Origin of the sequence: Fusibacter sp. 3D3 (assembly GCF_001748365.1) — a bacterium.
In the GTDB taxonomy this organism is placed as follows: Bacteria; Bacillota; Clostridia; order Peptostreptococcales; family Acidaminobacteraceae; genus Fusibacter_A.
This window is the reverse complement of the sequence record NZ_BDHH01000017.1, coordinates 80,399-100,363: the sequence shown is the minus strand read 5'-3', so window position 1 is coordinate 100,363 and position 19,965 is coordinate 80,399. Positions and strand designations below refer to the sequence as shown.

General features: G+C 36.8%; 19 protein-coding genes. 3 read left to right on the top strand and 16 right to left on the bottom strand.

Annotated features, from left to right (window positions below; translation table 11 throughout):
- Positions 1-79: 79 nt before the first annotated feature.
- The 14 genes from deoD to F3D3_RS17585 all read right to left on the bottom strand — a co-directional run bounded on the left by deoD (position 80) and on the right by F3D3_RS17585 (position 15,744).
- Positions 80-790, bottom strand: coding sequence for a purine-nucleoside phosphorylase (deoD, locus tag F3D3_RS17650; RefSeq protein ID WP_069875779.1), 711 nt, complete (start codon positions 788-790; stop codon positions 80-82).
- Between the two features lie 116 nt (positions 791-906).
- The gene (locus tag F3D3_RS17645; RefSeq protein WP_242877165.1) at positions 907-5,145 is read right to left on the bottom strand and encodes a 2-hydroxyacyl-CoA dehydratase; all 4,239 of its coding nucleotides are present in this window, start codon (positions 5,143-5,145) and stop codon (positions 907-909) included.
- A 287-nt stretch (positions 5,146-5,432) separates the two neighbouring features.
- The gene (locus F3D3_RS17640) at positions 5,433-6,251 is read right to left on the bottom strand and encodes a PleD family two-component system response regulator (RefSeq protein WP_069875777.1); all 819 of its coding nucleotides are present in this window, start codon (positions 6,249-6,251) and stop codon (positions 5,433-5,435) included.
- 20 nt (positions 6,252-6,271) lie between these two features.
- A complete protein-coding gene (locus F3D3_RS17635) occupies positions 6,272-7,405 on the bottom strand; it encodes an AI-2E family transporter (protein WP_069875776.1) in 1,134 nt (377 codons plus the stop codon).
- A gap of 231 nt (positions 7,406-7,636) precedes the next feature.
- On the bottom strand, positions 7,637-8,305 hold the full coding sequence (gene deoC, locus F3D3_RS17630) for a deoxyribose-phosphate aldolase (RefSeq protein ID WP_069875775.1): 669 nt from the start codon (positions 8,303-8,305) through the stop codon (positions 7,637-7,639).
- A gap of 91 nt (positions 8,306-8,396) precedes the next feature.
- Positions 8,397-8,936, bottom strand: a complete 540-nt coding sequence (gene hpt / locus F3D3_RS17625; RefSeq protein ID WP_069875774.1) for a hypoxanthine phosphoribosyltransferase — start codon at positions 8,934-8,936, stop codon at positions 8,397-8,399.
- Positions 8,937-9,040: 104 nt separating this feature from the next.
- A complete protein-coding gene (locus F3D3_RS17620; protein WP_069875773.1) occupies positions 9,041-10,024 on the bottom strand; it encodes an FHA domain-containing protein in 984 nt (327 codons plus the stop codon).
- A 10-nt stretch (positions 10,025-10,034) separates the two neighbouring features.
- Complete coding sequence (locus tag F3D3_RS17615) at positions 10,035-10,259, bottom strand: Flp1 family type IVb pilin (RefSeq protein ID WP_069875772.1); 225 nt, start codon at positions 10,257-10,259, stop codon at positions 10,035-10,037.
- 11 nt (positions 10,260-10,270) lie between these two features.
- Positions 10,271-10,852 (bottom strand): hypothetical protein, encoded by a 582-nt coding sequence (locus F3D3_RS17610; RefSeq protein WP_069875771.1) that lies wholly within the window; start codon positions 10,850-10,852, stop codon positions 10,271-10,273.
- 10 nt (positions 10,853-10,862) lie between these two features.
- Entirely contained in the window at positions 10,863-11,594 is a 732-nt protein-coding gene (locus F3D3_RS17605; RefSeq protein ID WP_069875770.1) for a type II secretion system F family protein, read from the bottom strand.
- Positions 11,591-12,763, bottom strand: a complete 1,173-nt coding sequence (locus tag F3D3_RS17600) for a CpaF family protein (protein WP_069875769.1) — start codon at positions 12,761-12,763, stop codon at positions 11,591-11,593. The genes F3D3_RS17605 and F3D3_RS17600 overlap by 4 nt, the downstream gene beginning before the upstream one ends.
- Before the next feature lie 11 nt (positions 12,764-12,774).
- Positions 12,775-13,593 (bottom strand): hypothetical protein, encoded by an 819-nt coding sequence (locus F3D3_RS17595; protein ID WP_069875768.1) that lies wholly within the window; start codon positions 13,591-13,593, stop codon positions 12,775-12,777.
- A 98-nt stretch (positions 13,594-13,691) separates the two neighbouring features.
- Positions 13,692-14,072 (bottom strand): hypothetical protein, encoded by a 381-nt coding sequence (locus F3D3_RS17590; RefSeq protein ID WP_069875767.1) that lies wholly within the window; start codon positions 14,070-14,072, stop codon positions 13,692-13,694.
- Positions 14,073-14,346: 274 nt separating this feature from the next.
- Positions 14,347-15,744 (bottom strand): oxaloacetate decarboxylase subunit alpha, encoded by a 1,398-nt coding sequence (locus F3D3_RS17585; RefSeq protein ID WP_069875766.1) that lies wholly within the window; start codon positions 15,742-15,744, stop codon positions 14,347-14,349.
- Positions 15,745-15,886: 142 nt separating this feature from the next.
- On the opposite strand from F3D3_RS17585, the gene F3D3_RS17580 reads away from it, so the two are divergent.
- The 3 genes from F3D3_RS17580 to F3D3_RS17570 all read left to right on the top strand — a co-directional run bounded on the left by F3D3_RS17580 (position 15,887) and on the right by F3D3_RS17570 (position 18,562).
- A complete protein-coding gene (locus F3D3_RS17580; protein WP_069875765.1) occupies positions 15,887-16,333 on the top strand; it encodes an Lrp/AsnC family transcriptional regulator in 447 nt (148 codons plus the stop codon).
- A 217-nt stretch (positions 16,334-16,550) separates the two neighbouring features.
- Positions 16,551-17,831: a hypothetical protein gene (locus F3D3_RS17575; RefSeq protein ID WP_069875764.1), complete on the top strand. Its 1,281-nt coding sequence runs from the start codon at positions 16,551-16,553 to the stop codon at positions 17,829-17,831.
- 11 nt (positions 17,832-17,842) lie between these two features.
- Entirely contained in the window at positions 17,843-18,562 is a 720-nt protein-coding gene (locus F3D3_RS17570; protein WP_069875763.1) for a DUF6320 domain-containing protein, read from the top strand.
- A 20-nt stretch (positions 18,563-18,582) separates the two neighbouring features.
- On the opposite strand, the gene F3D3_RS17565 is transcribed toward F3D3_RS17570, so the two are convergent.
- Both F3D3_RS17565 and F3D3_RS17560 read right to left on the bottom strand, forming a co-directional pair.
- Positions 18,583-19,335: an SGNH/GDSL hydrolase family protein gene (locus tag F3D3_RS17565; protein WP_069875762.1), complete on the bottom strand. Its 753-nt coding sequence runs from the start codon at positions 19,333-19,335 to the stop codon at positions 18,583-18,585.
- Positions 19,310-19,894 carry a GNAT family N-acetyltransferase gene (locus F3D3_RS17560; protein ID WP_069875761.1) on the bottom strand — a complete coding sequence of 195 codons (585 nt, stop codon included), beginning with the start codon at positions 19,892-19,894 and terminating at the stop codon, positions 19,310-19,312. The genes F3D3_RS17565 and F3D3_RS17560 overlap by 26 nt, the downstream gene beginning before the upstream one ends.
- Positions 19,895-19,965: the final 71 nt, after the last annotated feature.

Genomic DNA, 19,965 nt, shown 5'->3' with positions numbered 1-19,965 from the left:
GATGGCGTTACTGGTCATCCCTCGACCTAACAACGCCACCTTTAATAAACACGAATACTACTTTAGACATCAGACAACCTTAAGCCTTTGTCACCGTGTCCAAAACCAAAGTAATCATATCGTTAAATGTTTTCTCTCTCTCTTCCGCAGTCGTTTCTTCAGCAGTGATTAAGGAATCGCTCACCGTCAAAACGCACAGTGCTTGCGCCTTATATTTAGCCGCTAAAGTGTAGAGCTCTGCCGCTTCCATCTCCACTGCAAGTACATTATAATCCATAAAAATTTGGTTTCGACTCGAATTATAATCGTCATAAAAGCTGTCTTCAGATAGAATATTGCCCACATGTACCTTCAACCCCGTTTCTTTTGCCGTCTGAAAAGTACTGTGTAGAAGGTCAAAATCCGAAATAGCAGCGAAATTACAGGTTCCAAAACGTCGATTATTCATATTTGAAGTCGTAGAAGCCGCTTGTGCCAGTATGACATCTCTAATTTTTATATGGGGTTGCATCGCACCGCAAGAACCCACTCTGACGAGCTTATTTACATCATAAAATCTCAAAAGTTCATTTACATAAATAGACAGAGAAGGCATGCCCATACCCGTACCTTGGACAGAAACTCTAACGCCATTATATGTACCCGTATAGCCGAGCATACCTCTTACCTTGTTATAACAAACAGGATTCTCAAAAAAAGTTTCCGCAATATACTGAGCTCTTAAAGGATCTCCTGGCAATAGTACGATATCTGCAATATCACCAATCTTTGCATTAATGTGCGTACTCATAAAAACACCTCCATACGATTTTCCAACGTATTCATTATATCATAAAACACTTATTAATGCCCACCAAAACCTTGTTTTGGTGGGCACATCACTGTTAAATCCATCCGTCTTTATGCTTACTCTTTTTCACTTCTACTGTTTAAATTATCAAAAGCGGTCGCAAGCATCAACTTAATACGGTTAATCTGATTGACTTCACTTGCCCCTGGATCATAATCAATCGGCACAATATTCGATTTGGGATAACTGTTTTTAAGCTCTTTGATCATTCCTTTTCCAGTAATATGATTTGGCAAACATGCAAACGGCTGCATACAAACAATATTGTCCACACCGCCATGAATCAGTTCAATCATCTCAGCCGTTAAAAACCACCCTTCACCCGTCTGATTACAAAGCGATAAATGTGGCTCTGCAAGTTTTCCAAGCACCTTAATATGTTTGGGCCCTTCAAACCGCTTACTGTTGTTCAGTGCAGTCACCATTGGCTTGCGATAATATTCGATCATCGTAATAAAAGCTTCACTGGTAAGACGCTTTTTCATACTGCCTGAAAGATACTTATTCTTGATAACGTTGTTATAGGCAGAATACGTAAAGAAATCAATCAAATCTGGCATAACCGCTTCTGCCCCTTCATGCTCCAAAAGATCAACGATATTGTTGTTCGCTGTTGGGTGAAATTTGACTAAAATCTCACCTACTAGACCAACTCTTGGCTTTTTAATATTAAGCAACGGCAATTCATCAAAAGCTTCAACAATCGCTTTTAAATTTGAAATAAATTCTTTTCGAGAGCCTTTCACAAGTGACTGCTTACAAATCTCAACCCAATGGTCATAAAGATTATTTGCGGCCCCTTTTTCAGCTTCATAGGGCCTTGTCTTATAGAGGACTCTCATAAACAAGTCTCCATAGAGCATACTCTGAATTAACTTCTCAAGGAGCGGTAAAGTCAATTTAAAGCCGGGATTCTCTTCAAGCCCTCCCGCATTTATACTGATCACAGGTACATGATCCAATTTTGAACTTTTAAGTGCATGTCTGATAAAGGCAATATAATTTGTGGCACGACAGCCCCCGCCCGTTTGAGAAATAATCAATGCGGTTTTATTGAGGTCATACTTGCCAGAGTTTAAAGCTTTCATCAGCTGTCCAACCACGATGATCGAAGGATAACAAGCGTCATTATTGACGTATTTAAGCCCTTCATCTATAGCAGATACATCCACCGAAGGTAAGACCTCCATATTGTAACCTTCAGGTTTTACCGCCGCTTGAACAAATTGAAAATGCACAGGTGACATTTGAGGGACTAGAATCGTATGCGTTTTACGCATTTCTTCTGTAAAAACCACACGCTCTGCCTTTGGTTTTTCGTATAGAGGAATGAGTGCTTTTTTATCACGCTCTCCAATCGCTGCAATCAACGATCTAATCCGAATTCTGACAGCCCCTAAATTGTTGATTTCATCAATTTTGAGTACAGTGTAGATTTTACTTTTCGCTTCTAAAATCTCTTTAATTTGATCTGTCGTCACCGCATCAAGACCACATCCAAAAGAATTGAGCTGGACGAGTTCAAGATTTGATTGTTTTGAAACATAAGTTGCTGCCGCATAGAGACGCGTATGATAAACCCATTGATCCACAACTCTAAGTGGACGCTCAATTTGATCTAAATGCGCCACGGCATCTTCAGATAAGACAACAAATCCAAAGGATTCAATAAGATCCGGAATACCATGATTGATTTCTGGATCCACATGATAAGGGCGCCCTGCAAGAACAATCCCCTTTAAATTATTCGCCTTGATGTACGCAAGTGTTTCTTCCCCTTTTTTCATAACATCGAGTTTGTACTGATCATGTTCTGCATATGCCAAATCAACTGCTCTGCTAATTTCAGCCTTATCGATGTCCCATTGTGAAATTTCTTCAATCAAGCGTTTCTTCATATGCTTCATAGAATCAAGCGGTAAAAAAGGATGATAGAAATTAACCTGTTTGTTTTTAATATGATCCACGTTCACATTGATCGTTTCGGGGTAAGACGTAACTATAGGGCAATTGTAATGATTCCCTGCATTGGCATCTTCCTGACGATTATAGGGAATACACGGATAAAAAATCTTATCGACTTTTTTAAGAATTAAATCCTCAATATGTCCATGCACAATTTTAGCGGGATAGCAAACACTTTCAGATGGAATGGTCTCCATACCCATTTCATAAATCATTTTGGACGAACGCCTAGAGAGTTCCACGCGAAATCCAAGGGTATTGAAAAAAGTAAACCAAAAAGGATAATCTTCATAAATGTTCAGAACTCTTGGTATCCCAACAGTGCCACGCTTTGCGGCCTCTTTTGAAAGAGGCTTATAGTCAAATACGCGTTCATATTTATATTTATAGAGATTCGGTAAATCTGCTGTTTTCTTTTCTATACCCGCACCACGTTCGCAGCGATTTCCAACAATAAATTGTCTTTGATCAGAGAAGGTATTGACTGTGAGATGACAATTATTACCGCACAGCTCACATCGCCTTGTGCTGGTACTTGTACTAAAGCTTTCTAATTGAGACCCACCAAGCATATGCGACTTATAGGGTTCTTCAAATCGCTCTAGCGAGATAATCGCACAACCAAAAGCACCCATAATGCCTGCTATGTCCGGTCTTACAACTTCACGTCCTGAAATTTGCTCAAGAACTCTTAAAACCGCATTGTTATAAAAAGTCCCGCCTTGAACGACGATTTTTTCGCCTAAATCTTCTGGTGATCTCATTCGAATGACTTTAAAAAGTGCATTTTTAATAACAGATGTACAAATCCCCGCTGAGAGATCGCCAACTGTAGCACCTTCTTTTTGAGCTTGTTTAACGCGTGAATTCATAAACACAGTACAACGCGTCCCCAAGTCAACTGGTTTTTTAGCGAATAAGCCCATCTCAGAAAAATCCGACACAGACATATTGACAGACCCTGCAAATGTTTCGATAAACGAGCCACAACCAGACGAGCAAGCTTCGTTTAACATAATAGAATCAATAATGCCGTTGTGGACATTGAGGCATTTCATATCTTGTCCACCAATATCCAAAATGGTATCAACACCTGGTAGAAAATAATCCGCAGCTTTATAATGTGCAATTGTCTCGATTTCACCATGATCTAACTTTAAGGCCGCTTTGATTAAATTTTCACCATACCCCGTTACAGTACTGTAGGCAATATAAGCGTCTTCTGGTAACATCGCATATAAATTTTTTAGCGATTCAATGGTCGTTCCCAAAGGATTCCCTTCGTTTGAACCATAGTGTGAGAATAAAAGTTGTTTTTGTGCATCCACAACAGCAACTTTAGTCGTTGTAGAGCCTGCGTCTATGCCCAGAAAAAGCGGTCCTTTAGCTTCACTCAGTTGTTTACGCGAAACGTGATGTCTTGAATGGCGCTCAATAAAAACATCAAAATCCTTTTGAGATTCAAATAAAGGGGCGATTCCACCCTCAGAATCTGGTGATTCACAATAAATAGAAGGCATGCGATCATAAATGCAATGCACATCTTGAGAAACTTCCTGATCCGAAGAAATCGCAGCACCGAGTGCCACAAAGTACTGTGTATTTTCCAGTTTAACACTGTGTTCATCATCCAAATTCAGTGTCAGTTCAAATCTTTTTTTAAGTTCTGGTAAAAAGGAGAGCGGTCCACCTAAAAAAGCAACATTGCCTCTGATGGGTTTGCCACAAGCGAGCCCACTGATGGTTTGATTCACCACAGCTTGAAGTACGGATGCCGCTATATCTGCTCTGGACGCACCCTCGTTTAAGAGCGGTTGTATATCTGTTTTTGCAAACACACCACAGCGCGATGCAATTGGGTAAATCTCTTTATGCTGACTTGCAAGAAGGTTTAATCCATCTGCATCTGTCTTGAGCAACGAGGACATTTGATCAATAAAAGATCCTGTCCCACCAGCACAAGTGCCGTTCATGCGTTGCTCAACCGAATGACCAAAATACATAATTTTAGCATCTTCACCTCCGAGTTCAATTGCCACGTCTGTCTGAGGTGCATACTTTTTAATGGCCTTTGAACAAGCCACCACTTCTTGAATAAAAGAAACGCCTAAGCTTTCTGCTAAACTCAAACCAGCTGATCCAGTGACCATTACTTTGACTTTTGCATCGGCAAAAACGCTTTTTGCATCTTCAAATAAATTAAACACAGTACTTTTAATATCAGAAAAATGTCGACGATAATCCTTGAAAATGATATTTTCATTTTCATCCAGAATTATCATTTTAACCGTCGTCGACCCAACGTCCAAACCAACGTTTAGTTTGTCCATAATAATGACACCTCGGTATAAATAAATATGAATCCTAAATTAATTAATGACATATAAATAATGGCATATAATAACAACAACGAAAACGAATTACATATAATAACAAATCTAATATATATTATAGTCCTTTTTTATGAGAATGCTATTAAAAAAATGTTAAATAATAAAAACTTAATATTTTTGGAAATTTAGTAGAAACACGGGATAAAAAAAGAAATTTCCACATAAAAATACAAAAAAACTGCTTTGATCGGTATTACATACAAAGCAGCTTGAAAAAAATAATACTATTTAAGTTTATTTTCAACGCGTTTGGCTAATACAGAGATCGCATTCTCTTTTGGATTAACTTCCTGTGGCAAACTGATAAAATCAAAAGCAACTAATGTGTCCTTAATATCGTATGCGGTTGTAAAATTCAATAATAGTTTTTCAAAATCGTCAATAAGAGACTTTTTTTGATCTAATTTATGTTTAGGCATGATAACAACAGCGCCATTTGAACCGTAAGTGAAAAATTCATCTTCAACGGTGAGATGGCTGCTAAAATAATGTGTCATCGATTTTAAAATAGCCAAATCTTTTATGTTCACATCAACAGTTGTCTCGTTGCTTGTATGATACAGGACAAACAAACCAATCATCAATTCATAACCCTCACGAATCGCCTTCTTAACTGCATTGTAAACAGCTTGGTCAATCGTTTTAGGCGATCGGTTCGGAATTGATTTTGCCATTTCAATCGCATCAATGTGAAAAATAAGTTTTTGTCTGAGATAATCCTCTTCAAAAGGCTTGAGAATATAGTCCAGAGCCCCTACTTTTATCCCTTTTACAAAGGAACGTCTCGTATTTTGACTCGTAACAATACAGATTACAATTTCCTCCTTTATTTCTCTGATACGGCTAATCAGATCAAAACCGTCCTCAGGTCCCAATTGAACATCAATAATCACTAAATCAATTTTCTTCTCCGACGAAGAGACTCGATTGATCGTCTCCATAGAAGTGGTCGCTGTGATAATCTCAACATTTGCGTTTTCAAGTATCTTTTTAATTCTATATGAAGTTGTCGTATTAATATCGACGACTAAAATCCCAACCATTCAATTCCCCCGCATTCATTTTATGACTTAGATTTTCGACTCATCCTGATGTTCTTTTCTTCTAAGCCTTCATAGCCCTTGACATATAATTTTTTCTGTATATCATCTTCAAGCAGTGTCTTAATGAGCACTAAAACAGGAACACCCAAGAACATCCCCAGAACGCCGAAGGTTGCCCCTCCTATAGTGACTGCTAAAATTATCCAGAAGGCACTTACCCCCACAGAATCTCCAAGTATCATTGGTCCGATTACCCACCCGTCAAGCTGTTGTATAATCAATATGATCAAAAGAATCCATAGGACATTAACAGGCGTATGCGGCGCGCCAATATAAGTGATAATGGATGCGGGCACGGCACCAAGGAATGGTCCGAAATAAGGAATCATATTGGTGATACCGATAATGATTGCTATTAAAAGTTTAAACTCAAAATTAAAGAAGGATAATACCACAAAAGATAAAACGCCAATAATAAAACTGTCCAATAACTTACCCACAACAAAATCTTTGAAAATATAATGGGCTTTTTGAGATGTATTCATAATCCAGTTAGAATGTTGATCATCAAAATAAGCAAAAATAAAACGTTTTAACCTTGCCACAAGATCATTTTTTTCAGCAAGCATGTATACAGAAATAATTAATGCAACCACAAAAGAAATAAGTCCAGATGTGATCTTTTGAATTTCATTTACAAGTAGCAAAACCGCTGATCCTGTTGCATTTGTTAGTTTTTGGAGCATAGGTGTCACAGCGTTGACAATACTCTGTTGAATTTCATTGAGATACATATTGTTAAAATCTTGTCTAAAAATATCTTCAAGATTAATATCGACTTTTCCAATAGAATTTATGAGTATGCTTACGGTTTCGACAACTCTTGGAACCACCAATGCACCAAAGAGTACAATTATTGAAATGAAAATAGCAAACGTAATAATAATGGAAATAACGCGATTGAGTTTAAGTTTTTTTTCAAAATAGCGCACGCAGTAATCTAATATATACGCAATAATAAAAGCGTAAATTACCGGCCTAATGCCCTGTTCTATCAAACTCCAGACAGGCGTCCTAGTCAAAAACAGAATCACAATTGCAGCAATTGCGATCATTTTTGCATAGAAGTAAAGATTTAAATCTTTAAAATTCATTGTTCACCTCATATTGTTATGCTTATAGTATTAATATACCACATCTTTTTGTGATTATGCTGAAAATTGAATTAGAATCACATTACAACTGCATGACAGGCATAAAATGAGGGCACAGCACTATATAACAACAGGCTTATAGTACTAAAAAACTGGTAGTATGCATCCTCTGAGGATGTACACTACCAGCGTGTTCGTCTCCAATATTGTAGCGGTTTAATGGATCACATTTTAATAATCCGAGGCACCAGATTGACCGCCAGTAACAATCCCCACCGACGAAGAAGCGCCTATTCTTGTAGCACCTGCTTCAACCATTTTGAGCGCAGTTGCATAATCCCTAACCGCACCAGATGCTTTCACTTCAAGGGCATCTCCTACGGTTTGCTTCATTAACCTAACATCTGCTTCTGTTGCCCCACCGGTACTAAAACCCGTAGAGGTTTTCACAAATTGAGCCCCCGCAGCTTTTGATAATTCACAAGCTTTCACCTTTTCAGCATCCGTCAAAAGACAAGTCTCTATGATTACTTTCAGAGTGGCTTTGCCTTTGAGCGCCTCTACAACAGCTTCAATATCCTTCTGAACATAATCGTATTTACCATCTTTTAAAGCAGAAACGCTGATGACCATATCTATTTCATGGGCTCCATCTGCCACTGCCTTTTGAGCTTCAAGCGCTTTAATTTCACTTGTACTCGCCCCTAATGGAAACCCAATGACAGAAGTCACTTTGACCTCAGTTCCTTGGAGTTCTTTTGCCACTAATGGAACGAAATAAGGGTTTACACACACGGAAAAAAAGTGATGCGCTTTTGCTTCGTCACAAATTTTAATAACCTCTTGGTCAGTAACATCGGGCTTTAAAATTGTATGGTCAATATATTTTGCTAAATTCATATTTACACCTCGCCTAATCTTTTAACTAAATCATATAAGGTTCGTACCCAATCGTCAAATAAAAAAACGCAATTTTATAAGATGTATACAACTACTTTGTATACACCGATTCTTTTAAGGATGCTATAAAAGGCAAATTTCTGTATTTCTCAGCATAATCAATCCCATATCCAACGATGAATTCATCAGGTATTTTATAGCCGATATATTTCACATCAATATTTGCAATTCTGCGTTCTGGTTTATTAAGCAAAGTGCATATTTCAATACTTCTTGGATTTCTAGATTTAAAATTTTCAATCAAATATTTGAGTGTCAGCCCAGTATCTATGATATCTTCCACGATGATGACATCTTTGCCTTCAATGCTGTAATCTAAATCTTTTAAAATTTTAACAACACCTGAGGATTCTGTCGAATGTCCATAGCTCGATGCCGCAATAAAGTCTATTTGAATTGGAAAGCTGATCTCACGCATTAAATCACACATAAAAACATTTGCCCCTTTTAAAACACCCACTAATAAAAGATCTTTTCCTAAATAATCTTTAGAAATTTGATCTGCGATTTCTTTCACTTTTGCTCTTAATACTTCTTCAGAAAAAAGAACCTCTTTAACATCATTAATCATTGTGTACTCCTTATCTATTTATAGCCATCGGGCTCTACTCACCTTAATATGATAACATAAAAAGGCGTTAGAGTTTCGTTAAATTTCTATAATTTTATAAAAAGTCACATGAGGAATATAAAATCACAATGCCCTATTCGGAGTTCATCACCGTGATAAAGGGGGGTTTTAGTCATAATTTTTTTATTATTGACGAAAGTCCCGTTTGTAGAGTTTAAATCTTCAATTAAGTAAGTGGCCTCTTTGGTATATAACTTTGCATGTTCACGGCTAATTGAAGTCTCATCAATGTTTATTTCGCATCGATCATCGCGCCCAATCAGACATGTTTCGTAATAAACTTTGTATTGAAGGGCCGGCTGATCTCGAGAAATGAGTATAGGATGCCTCTGCACATAGCTTGTTTTTTTGAGATTCAGTGCACTTTGTGTGATCATTGGTACTTGCTCGTTTTGATGTTTGCGCCGTTTTTTACACAAGAGCTTATTGGCAAATTTATGATTCAGGGTACTTCTAAAAAGCGCAAATTTACTCTGCGCCTTCTTTTGTGATCCATGAGGTAAATCCGTCATGTTCGCTTTAGAAAGATACTGTGCCTTAAGTCCCGAAATTGAAAAATGCGTTTTCATGAGTAATATGCTCACTTCTGGCATATGACACTGTTCCAATTCGATTAACAAATGTCTGAAAAAGTGAAGTTGTTCCTCCTCGACACGCTCGGTCGCACGGTTAAATGGCAATAGTATCCAAACGAATTGATCGGCTGTCGTATCCAAATAAAGGGCATCATCTCTATAGAGGAGCATTCCACCAGAGAGCATATATTGCTCTAGTTGAAGCTCTAAATGCGACAAAGTCTTTAGTAAATGCACAAACAGCCTCAGATTAAATCTACTCGTACTGATTAAGTTCTCAACCGATACAAGGTTTGGAATAGCGTATTCAAATTCATATTGATCCCCCTCATGCCTTATCTGCGTTAAAGTGGCCAATGATTTTAGCTCAATATTCTGTTGCATTTTGAGGAAAATGGGGTCAGGACTCTGACCCCATATGATTTCCGTGTGAAATTCATTTTTTGTAGTCATAATTTTGCCCTTAATTTGAAATCAAATCTTCGTATTTTGTTTTATTTATCATACCTGTAATCTTCTCGAATAACTTTACAATAAAATCTTTAAATGTAAATCCTAACGCGATAAGTACTGCTATAAGAATAACCATTTCAATAGTCCCTAGCCCACTCTCTTCTCTCAATTTCATACTTTTAATACCACAGTAAACCCTTTTGGGTAAAAGCGGCATTATCTGACTTAATAACATAAACTCTCCTCCTAAAAATTAATATTTATCATAATGGGTGTGATTACCACCACAATGACACTAAATAGCGATAACATCAGTACAAAGGTTAAATATAGGCTGGCCCTTTCAGAAGCAATCCTGACATTTTGGAGCTTTTTATCCCAGAGTTCATCGTGAAATCTTTCCAGTGCGGCATAAGTATTATCACTGCCTGTTAGAAAGTTCTGATTGATCAGTCTAGAGAGCTTCCAGAGGTCATGAAAATTACATTCGAGTGCAAATAAATTAAGCGCATTAATGGCAGATATTTGCTTTCCAATTTTAAGCATCAAAGCATCAAAGTTAGCGTTGTCCTTATTGCTCATAATCGCACCCTTTACGGCGCTTTCAATGGTCATATCACAAGTCATATTCAGTATAATCTCCTGAATAAAACTCGGCAGCTCCATGCTGAAAGGATGTGGTTTGATCTTTTTAAGCTTATGCGTATAGAGAAAGGCGTCCAGTTTTGCATTATAGATTGAAAGCTTAACTTCCAAATTAGACGGCTCTCTTTTCTTTATTTTTTGAGTCCTTTTCTTGAATTTTATCTTTAATTTTTTGACTTCCACCATAGGCCTCCTATATTTCGATCTGAATGATCTTTTTTGAAACCAGTTTCATGACCACTAAAAGTGAAAATGAAAAAGTCATAATAATTCGCCCCAAAAGATCGCTGTATAGTGGCATCAGATAGTCCGGCGACATATTTCTGATCATGAGTATAATCACCATCGGTGCCATACATAAGATCATCTGCTCTGTTTTTTTCTGATACAAAATGGTCTGTATCTCCGATTCTGTTTTATGTTTTATATAGAGCTTATCCAGTGTTATGCTGACGATATAAGACTGATTTGCACCCGTTTTCATACTCTGGATCAACATAGATGAAAACCGCTTGGTATCTCTAATGGGAAATACTGTTTCGAGCACATTTAAAAGCTGCTCTTGAGAAACACCCATTTTGATGGCATTTATAAGTTTTTCAAACCGTATTTTCATAGGGTTATCGAATGATGAGTATCGATCTTTTTCATAAGAGAGTATCGCATGTTCAAAGCTCATGCCTATGCTGAGATTAGAATTGATATAATTCAAGAATTCAATCAATTGATAACTGATTTCAGTTGCATAATTGCGATCGTATCTTTTGGAAAATTTCATAAGAATGGCAATGAGGATGACAGGTAACGGCAACAGAATAGGGATGTTATAAAATGAATATATGCCCACAATATAGAATGCGCTGTCAAAAAAAATAATCATGAAATCCTTCGCCTTTAAAAATTTAAAAAAAGATTCTAATTTCATATAAACGCTCTCCTCAATTTATGTTTATTTACAAGCTCCACTTCAAAATCGTTTTTACTCCGACTGCTTGGATCATAGAAATCAAATATTTTATTTAAGACATAATCCGTTTCATTCTTAAACACCTCACTGACTTCAGTGATCTTCCTTTTACCACTTGGCAAACGCTCAATAAAAATAATTAAATCTATAGCCGATATAATTTGCCGTCTGATGAGCGTATGGTTGATATCTGAATGACTTGAAGCGATTACCTCAAGTCTCGTGAGCATATCCATGCCTGAATTCGAGTGCCCTGTGGATAGCGAACCTTCATGACCTGTATTCATGGCCTGAAGCATGTCCACAACCTCTTCACCTCTAACCTCCCCTACGATAATGCGATCAGGTCTCATACGAAGTGCGTTTTTAATCAGATGGGAGATGGTAACCGATTGCTGATTGGTGTTTGACTTTTTAACTTCAAGCGACACGAGATTATCATGATTTTGAATTTGAAGCTCTGCTGCATCTTCAATCGTCACAAGCCGCTCTGATGAGGGAATATAGTGTGTCAAGCAATTCAGCAAAGTGGTCTTACCAGAACCCGTACTGCCACATATAAAGATGTTAAATTTACTTTGAATACATAACTTTAAAAAATCAGCAAGGGGTTTAGAGAGCATTTGAGTCTGTATGAGTTCATCCGGATTGTTAAAAGTCTGCTTGAACTTACGAATCGTCACCACAGGTCCATTTAACGCAACCGGCTCTATGACAATATTAACCCTAGAACCATCTTTGAGCCTTGCATCCATAATCGGCGTTCCTGTGTTTATAGGTCTATCTATTTCTGTCGCAATTTTATGGACCAAACTCATCAAATGATCATGGTTTGAAAACTTGAAGTCTACAGCTTCAAGCTGTCCTTCTCTCTCAACAAAGATATTTTGAGGGCCATTGATCATAATTTCGCTGATATTTTCATCATCCAGAAGGGGCTGAATAACATCGTATTTGAAAATAGTATCCCAAAGGGTTGCCTTTAAGGCCATTTTATCATCTATGCTCAGATGATTTAAGTTGGAGACTTGTTGATGTATGGCTTGGCTTACAAAAGGTTCCTCAACTTTAGGGATGTTTTCTAATATTTGTGTTTTAAGTGTTTTAATCAAATCATAAGATATCATATGGCCTACTTTCAAATACAATTTTGAACCAGATCCGTAAAACGTTTTAACAAGCCATCCTGCAATGCTTCATGCTCCTTTGCAAACGTTGACAGGTAAACTTCATGCAGAGTCCCTTGAGGACTAAAATGTCTCAATTGCTCTACTATAGAGTCATTTAATTTAGTCGGTTCTGAAGCGATAAAAATTAATTGATCTGAAATACCAATCAAATTTAAATCAAATTCATTCTTGATGGGTACAAGATTTAAAACCAAATGGTACTTGCCCTTTAAAAGGGTTAAGATATTGATAATCAATTCCTTAGGGGGATTCATCATATCCACAAGTGATTTAAAAAAAGTCAACTCTAAAAAATCAGGTTCAGTATGCTTTCTCAAATAAGGTTCAATCAACTCTAAAGACAAATCAGCCTCACCGTTTAAGTCAAAGAGCATATTGGTATCGGCATCCAGTTTAAAGGTGCAGACAACAACAGGACTTTTGGACTTAATTACGTTTGCAATTAGCGGTATATACGTCATATCGAGTTCATCAGAGATAATTGAAAAAATCGTTTTCTTCTGACCATTGAGGACTTTGACAATCTCCAAATAACTTTGATATTTATAAATCGTGCCCTTTAAACCCAATTCCTCCGAAAACATAATCACCTGTTCTGGCTTTACCCAGTTTGGAACCTTGTCGCTAAAACAGGATTCAATGACTACTTTATCATCATCAGCCATCATAATGGCTTCTAAGTCCGAGCACAAACATGCACCTGCTAAATATGTCTTTATTTTACTAAAACACAATTCTGTATAGCGAGAAGGATAAAAATAATACACGATAGGCCTCCTAATATATGGTATATGCATTATTATACATCAAGTTCCATTAATTGTAAATCTTTTTTCAAAAAAAAAAGAGCATTTCTGCCCTTTATTTATCCTTTAGATCTATTAAACTGCGTTTGCGTCTTTCGACCATATGGAAATTTTGCCGTAAACACTTTCTCATTTTTATGCCATAAAATAGTGCCGTAAATCAATCCAAAAATGATAAAAAAGATCAGTGTAAAGCCATATTGATATAGGCTGAATTCAGCATTTGCTTTTGTAATCGCATTTAAAACCATCATTAAGAACCAATAAATCACATAAGTCCCTATCCCCCAGCTCAACACACCAAACTTGATCACAAATTTAAGTTTCCCCATCTCCCTATTGGCTTGCCAATTGTCGTAAACCATTTGATTGTACTTTTCTTTTCGCGATTGCTTTTTGTTGACCATTGAAGGAGCTTTCTCTTTCTCATTTTTACTCATATCCGCCTCCATTTGATTTGATAGTATCTTGAAATAATCGGATCTATTAAAACATGTTTAACAGCGAAATATATTTGATTTACTATTGTCATTGTATCATGACTATTTACAGATTCAAAGATTTCTCAAGATTTTTTCACAATTAGACTGAAAAATAATACTTTTCCGTTCACGCTCTAATCCGTATAAAAACTAAGGTAATCATAGCACTAAAAAAAGGATTACTTAATCGTAAGCAATCCTTTTATTAAATCCTATTTTCAACGTTATAAAATCATACGGGATGCGTCTTTTGTTCTTTATCAACTAAATCGCCATCGATCTTATATTTCTCAGCTTGTCTAAATTTAAAGAACTCTTCAGCAACTTGTGGGAATAAAACGTATGAAAGTACATCTTCTTCTTCTTCAAGGTACTCTTTCATTTTATTGCGTTCAGTTTCAAGTTGTGGCTTTATAATATCGGCTGGTCTACAGGTGATCACTTCTTGATTGCCAATTATTTTCTCAATAATTTCTTGTGAGATTTGAACCGTTGGCTTTCCATACATGCCTCTGACGTATTCCTTGATTTCCTTTGGAACCATCTTATAGCGTTCACCCATGATCACATTGAGTACAGCTTGCGTACCCACCATTTGACTTGTCGGTGTCACCAGCGGTGGGAACCCTAAATCTTCTCTTACACGTGGCACTTCCTTTAGAACTTCTTCAAATTTTTCAAGTGCATTTTGAGCTTTTAGTTGAGAGACAAGGTTCGAAAGCATTCCCCCTGGCACTTGATAAACGAGCGTGTTGATGTCTACGCCTAATATCTTTGGATCCAGTAAGCCCGTTTCTAAAGCTTCGTCTCGAATAGGTGCAAAGTATTGAGTCACTTTATCAAGTTGTTTTAAGTCTAGCCCTGTATCGTATTCAGTCCCTTTAAGTGTTGCCACAAAAGGTTCTGTAGGCGGTTGCGACGTTCCGCTTGCAAATGGAGATATTGCAGTATCAATGATGTCCACCCCTGCTTCAATTGCTTTTAAATAAGTCATCGAAGCAAGTCCACTGGTACAATGTGAATGGATCTCAAGGGGCACAGAGATATTCGCCTTAATCGCTTTAACCAATTTCTCAGTCTCATAAGGTGCGAGAAGCCCCGACATATCCTTGATACAGATTGAATCGGCTCCAAGCTGTTCCATGGATTTTGCCAAGTCGACAAAAGTGTCAATGGTGTGAATTGGACTGATGGTATACGAAATAGCAGCTTGAGCATGTCCACCTTCTTTTTTAGTGGTAATCAATGCTTTTTCAATATTCCTGATGTCGTTTAAAGCATCGAAAATCCTAATGATATCAATACCATTTCCTATAGATCTTTTTACAAATTCCTCAACGACATCATCCGCATAATGTTTGTAACCTAATAAATTTTGACCCCTTAATAACATTTGCAATTTTGTGTTCTTAACATGTTTACGCAATAATCTCAATCTATCCCATGGATTTTCATTTAAGTAACGTAGCGAAGCATCAAAAGTTGCACCTCCCCAACACTCTAAAGCATGATATCCGATTGAATCCAGTGTTTCTAGTATTGGAATCATTTGATTTGTCTTTAAACGTGTTGCAATTAGTGACTGATGCGCATCTCTTAATATGGTTTCCGTAATTTTAATAGCAGTCATGGTAGTCCTCCTTGCTGGTTATAAAAAAATAATATCATTGCAGCGAAAAACTGTACAGTTTTTTAAAAAAGTGATATCATGTATATAGTTTATTAATTAAGATTAATCACCGAATTTCTTAATATAATTAGGGGGTTTTCAAATGGATGCTACTGATTTAAAGATTATCAAGATTCTACAAGAGGATGGCCGTGTTTCTATGAAAGAGCTTGGATCACGTGTAAATCTAACCTCTCCAGCTGTTTCAGAACGTGTAAAAAGACTCGAAGAAAACGGTATTCTTATCGGTTATACGGCTCTTGTAGATCCTAAAAAATTAAATATGCATGTTGAAGCGATTGTTCTAGTGGGTATGAAAGTAAGTGCCCATGCAAAATTCAAAAAACTTGCCCTTGATGAACCCGCAATTATAGAATGTCATCATGTAACTGGGGATGATTGTATGACGGTCAAAGTGATTTGTCAAGATACGTATGAATTAGAGCGTATTTTAGATAAAATACAAACCATTGGAAGCACTAAAACTTCTATTATACTCTCTAGCCCACTTAAGCGTAAACCTATTTTGCCGTTAGAAGAAAATTTATAGATAAAGCATTAGTCTTGTGGCAAAAAAAACCTCTAGCAATTTACTAGAGGAAATAGGGGGGAAATTTATTAATAACACCTAATAGAGAAACTATTAAGTTATTTGTAATATACCCTCCTTTGCTTTTTTTACACAGCGATTTGCCAAAAAATATTTGAACATTTTATGAAGATTCTAACGATTCCATGAATATTATCGAGATAAAGTGGGTGCCATTATGAAAAAACAAAAACAGGAAAATTGGTTCAAATTAGATAATGCTGGGAAACTCTATCCCTCAATAGCGTCATCTCGTGTGTCAACTATTTTCAGACTGACGGCTGTTTTAAAAATGCCTGTCAAGGCAGATTTATTACAGCAAGCACTCAATCAAAGTGTCAATCAATTTCCTTTTTTTAATGTGAAACTCAGAAAAGGTGTTTTTTGGTATTATTTCGAAAAGACAACTGAACCGCCACGTGTACACAGAGAGCGGTATTATCCTTGTACTTCCACCGATTTAAGACATAGCCAGCCCTCGCCTTACAAGATCCTCTACTTTAAAAATAGAGTTCATCTTGAAATATCGCACGCCATTGCCGATGGCGCAGGCGGCTTGATATTCCTCAAAGATATCATCAAAAATTATAACCGATTACTGGGGGAACAGCCAAATCAAGTTTTGGATGCACCGTTTTCTAAAGAAACCCTTGCGTGTTTTGAAGAAGACGCTTTTAAAAAAAATTACGAAAAAAAAATTCCAAGCCCTCAAAAGGTAGAAAAAGCCTATCACTTCCCTTTTAAACTCATTGAGAAAGGCGAGTATAGAGTTACGAACGGCACCTACAGCGCATCAGAATTCAAAGCATTAGCCAAAGCTTATAAAACCTCCCCTACCAAAATGCTTCTATGCCTTTATTTCGAAACGATTCAAGATTTTATTAATGAAAATGAGACTATCAAAATTAAAGACTTAAAACCCTTGATTATCAATATGCCCGTCAATTTGAGATCCATTTTTCCATCAGAGACCATGCGCAATTTCTTCATAAGCATTACCCCGAGTATTGATTTGAGACTTGGAGAATACAGCCGAGAAGAAATTCTGACTTACTTAGATCACTATTTTTCGCTTTGTCTTACCAAAAAATTCTTAAAACGGTATATTTCAAGAAACTTTAAAAATGAACTCTTTTGGCATGTCCGCTTAATTCCATTATTCATAAAGGATTTAGCAATGCCCTTTATATACAACTATTACGGTGAAAGCAGTTATACCAGTAGCTTATCAAACCTAGGCGTTATCAAAATTGATGAGCCCTATGGCGAGATCATCGAAAAACTTGAAGTGCTTCCGCCCCCAAGTGAAGGCAATATCGTCAAAGCCACTGTGATCACATACAATGATATTACAACGATTTCTTTTGGCAGTCTAACCGATGACCGTGTGATTGAAAGATTGTTTTTTAGAAAACTTAGAAACGAAGGCATTGTTATTAAGATAGAAACAAATTATTAAGGAGGTGTCATATGGCGTTTTGTAGTAAATGCGGTGTGAAATTGGAAGATCACGTTCTAGCGTGTCCTCTTTGTCAATATAGGATTCCTGATGATCTTGTCCAAAATGAAGCTATTAAAAAAGCCTTTCCCGAGGCATCGAACTCACATGCGAGACAAAGTTATGCGACTAAAAATAAAATTTTTTATATTTACTTTATGATTAGCATCGCTGCAATGTCCATCTTAATTGTGCTCCATTCTTTAATAAGACCCACACATCGCATATTTCAATACGCGGTTATCTGCATCATCGCCTCAGTGATCGTTTTATTTTTATTACTGGGCTATATTAAAAGAGTCCACCGTATTTTCCTTGGCCTTGGTTTGATGACCTTATTTCTGACTTCTATGCTTGACAGTATAGATGCGAAGATGACGTGGTCGCTTACCTATGCACTGCCCATTATTATTTTTAGCACTGCAGTCGCCATGATTGTTGCTAAACAATATGCTAAAAGTGCACATACGAACCATTTTATCTTTATTCCAGTTTATATTTGTGTCACCTTAGCAATCCTCTTACCTTTTATTGAAGTTGTCATTGCACTCAATATCATCCATGAGATTCAATTGACTTGGTCTTTAATTTCAACCATTTCACTTTTAGCCTTTTCAGGTATTGTGGCTGGCCTTTATTATCAAATGCCCGAATACATCAAAGAGCGGCTTATTAGACTTTTTCACGTTTAGTTTTTGAGGCAAAAAAAAGCCTACATCAATGCAGACTTAATGGTTTGATAAAATAAATGGCTGTAGATGTGGGCGCCTTTTGAATTTAAATGTACACCATCTATTGTGAGATTTAGGTTGCGTTCGCCACTCAAAGCATCTGCAGCAGTCTCAGTAATATTATTGTGTGCATCTTTTATGAAAGCACTGAAGTAATTATTGAGCAAATAGGAAGTTTGAGGTTGTTCACTTAAGTAGTGATTGAATACATCTGCAATTTCAATAATGATAATCTCTTCATACGCTTCAGAGGTATTTGCATTAAATTCTTCAACAAGTTTTCGAATTTTTTGATTGTAAAGTGTCCGTTTTATATTGCTAATTGCGGTTAAATCTTCATTTATACACGATAGAGTGGATACAAACAGCTTTGCACTGGACAGTTTACGAATAGCTCTAAGCGTAGATAGATACGTGCCTTTAAAAATTTCAGGATCTTTAATGGGAATACTGCCACGTGTTCTAAGCGTAAATGCCGTCATCTTAAACATAAATTCATTTTGCTCAAAAATTGGCAATAAAATATCATTATGACCCGCTTCAAGAATGATGATATCATAATCAGAAGTTGTTTTCAAATGTTCTAGGATGCGATTTCCGATACCGATGATCGTATCACCACCGAGACCCAAATTCACAAATTCACAGTCTGGCATAAGTTGTTCTAATTTTTTGAGATAGCTCACACCTGTGATGCCTTCGGAAATACTATCCCCTGCTACTAATATTTTCATGTATCAGCCACTCCTCTTTTAATAAGCTATACATATTTAAGTCCTGGTAGACATTTCTAAAATATGCATATTGTCTTAAACACCCTTCAAACACAAACCCATTTCTTATGACGATTTGCTCACTTGCCACATTGTCTGGATAGATAAGGGCTTCAATTCGATTGAGCTCAAATGTGGTGAAACCCCACTTAATAATCGCCTCTAACGCTTCACGCATCAAGCCCTTATGCCAATATTGATCGTCGAGCTCATAGCCCATTTCAGCACGAGAGGACAATTCATTAAAACCATGAAAACCGCAAGTTCCAATCAACTTATGATTTGATTTTAAAATAAGCCCCCATCTAATAGAGCGCTTATTTTTAAAACTGTCATTAAAGCGTTCAATAAACCACGCTCCGTCTTTGAGTTCCGTTATGGGAAACATACCATACTTCTCCATAACTTTCTCCTTAGAAAAAATTTCATAGAAAGATTCTAAATAGAAAGGTTCAATCTTTGTGAGTATCAACCGTTCAGTCTCCAAAACTGGAAAAACATCTAATGCTTCTAATCTCATACAATTACCATCCTCATTTTTCAATACGCTCTTACCATTCTATCATATCATGATTCATACAATCAAATTAA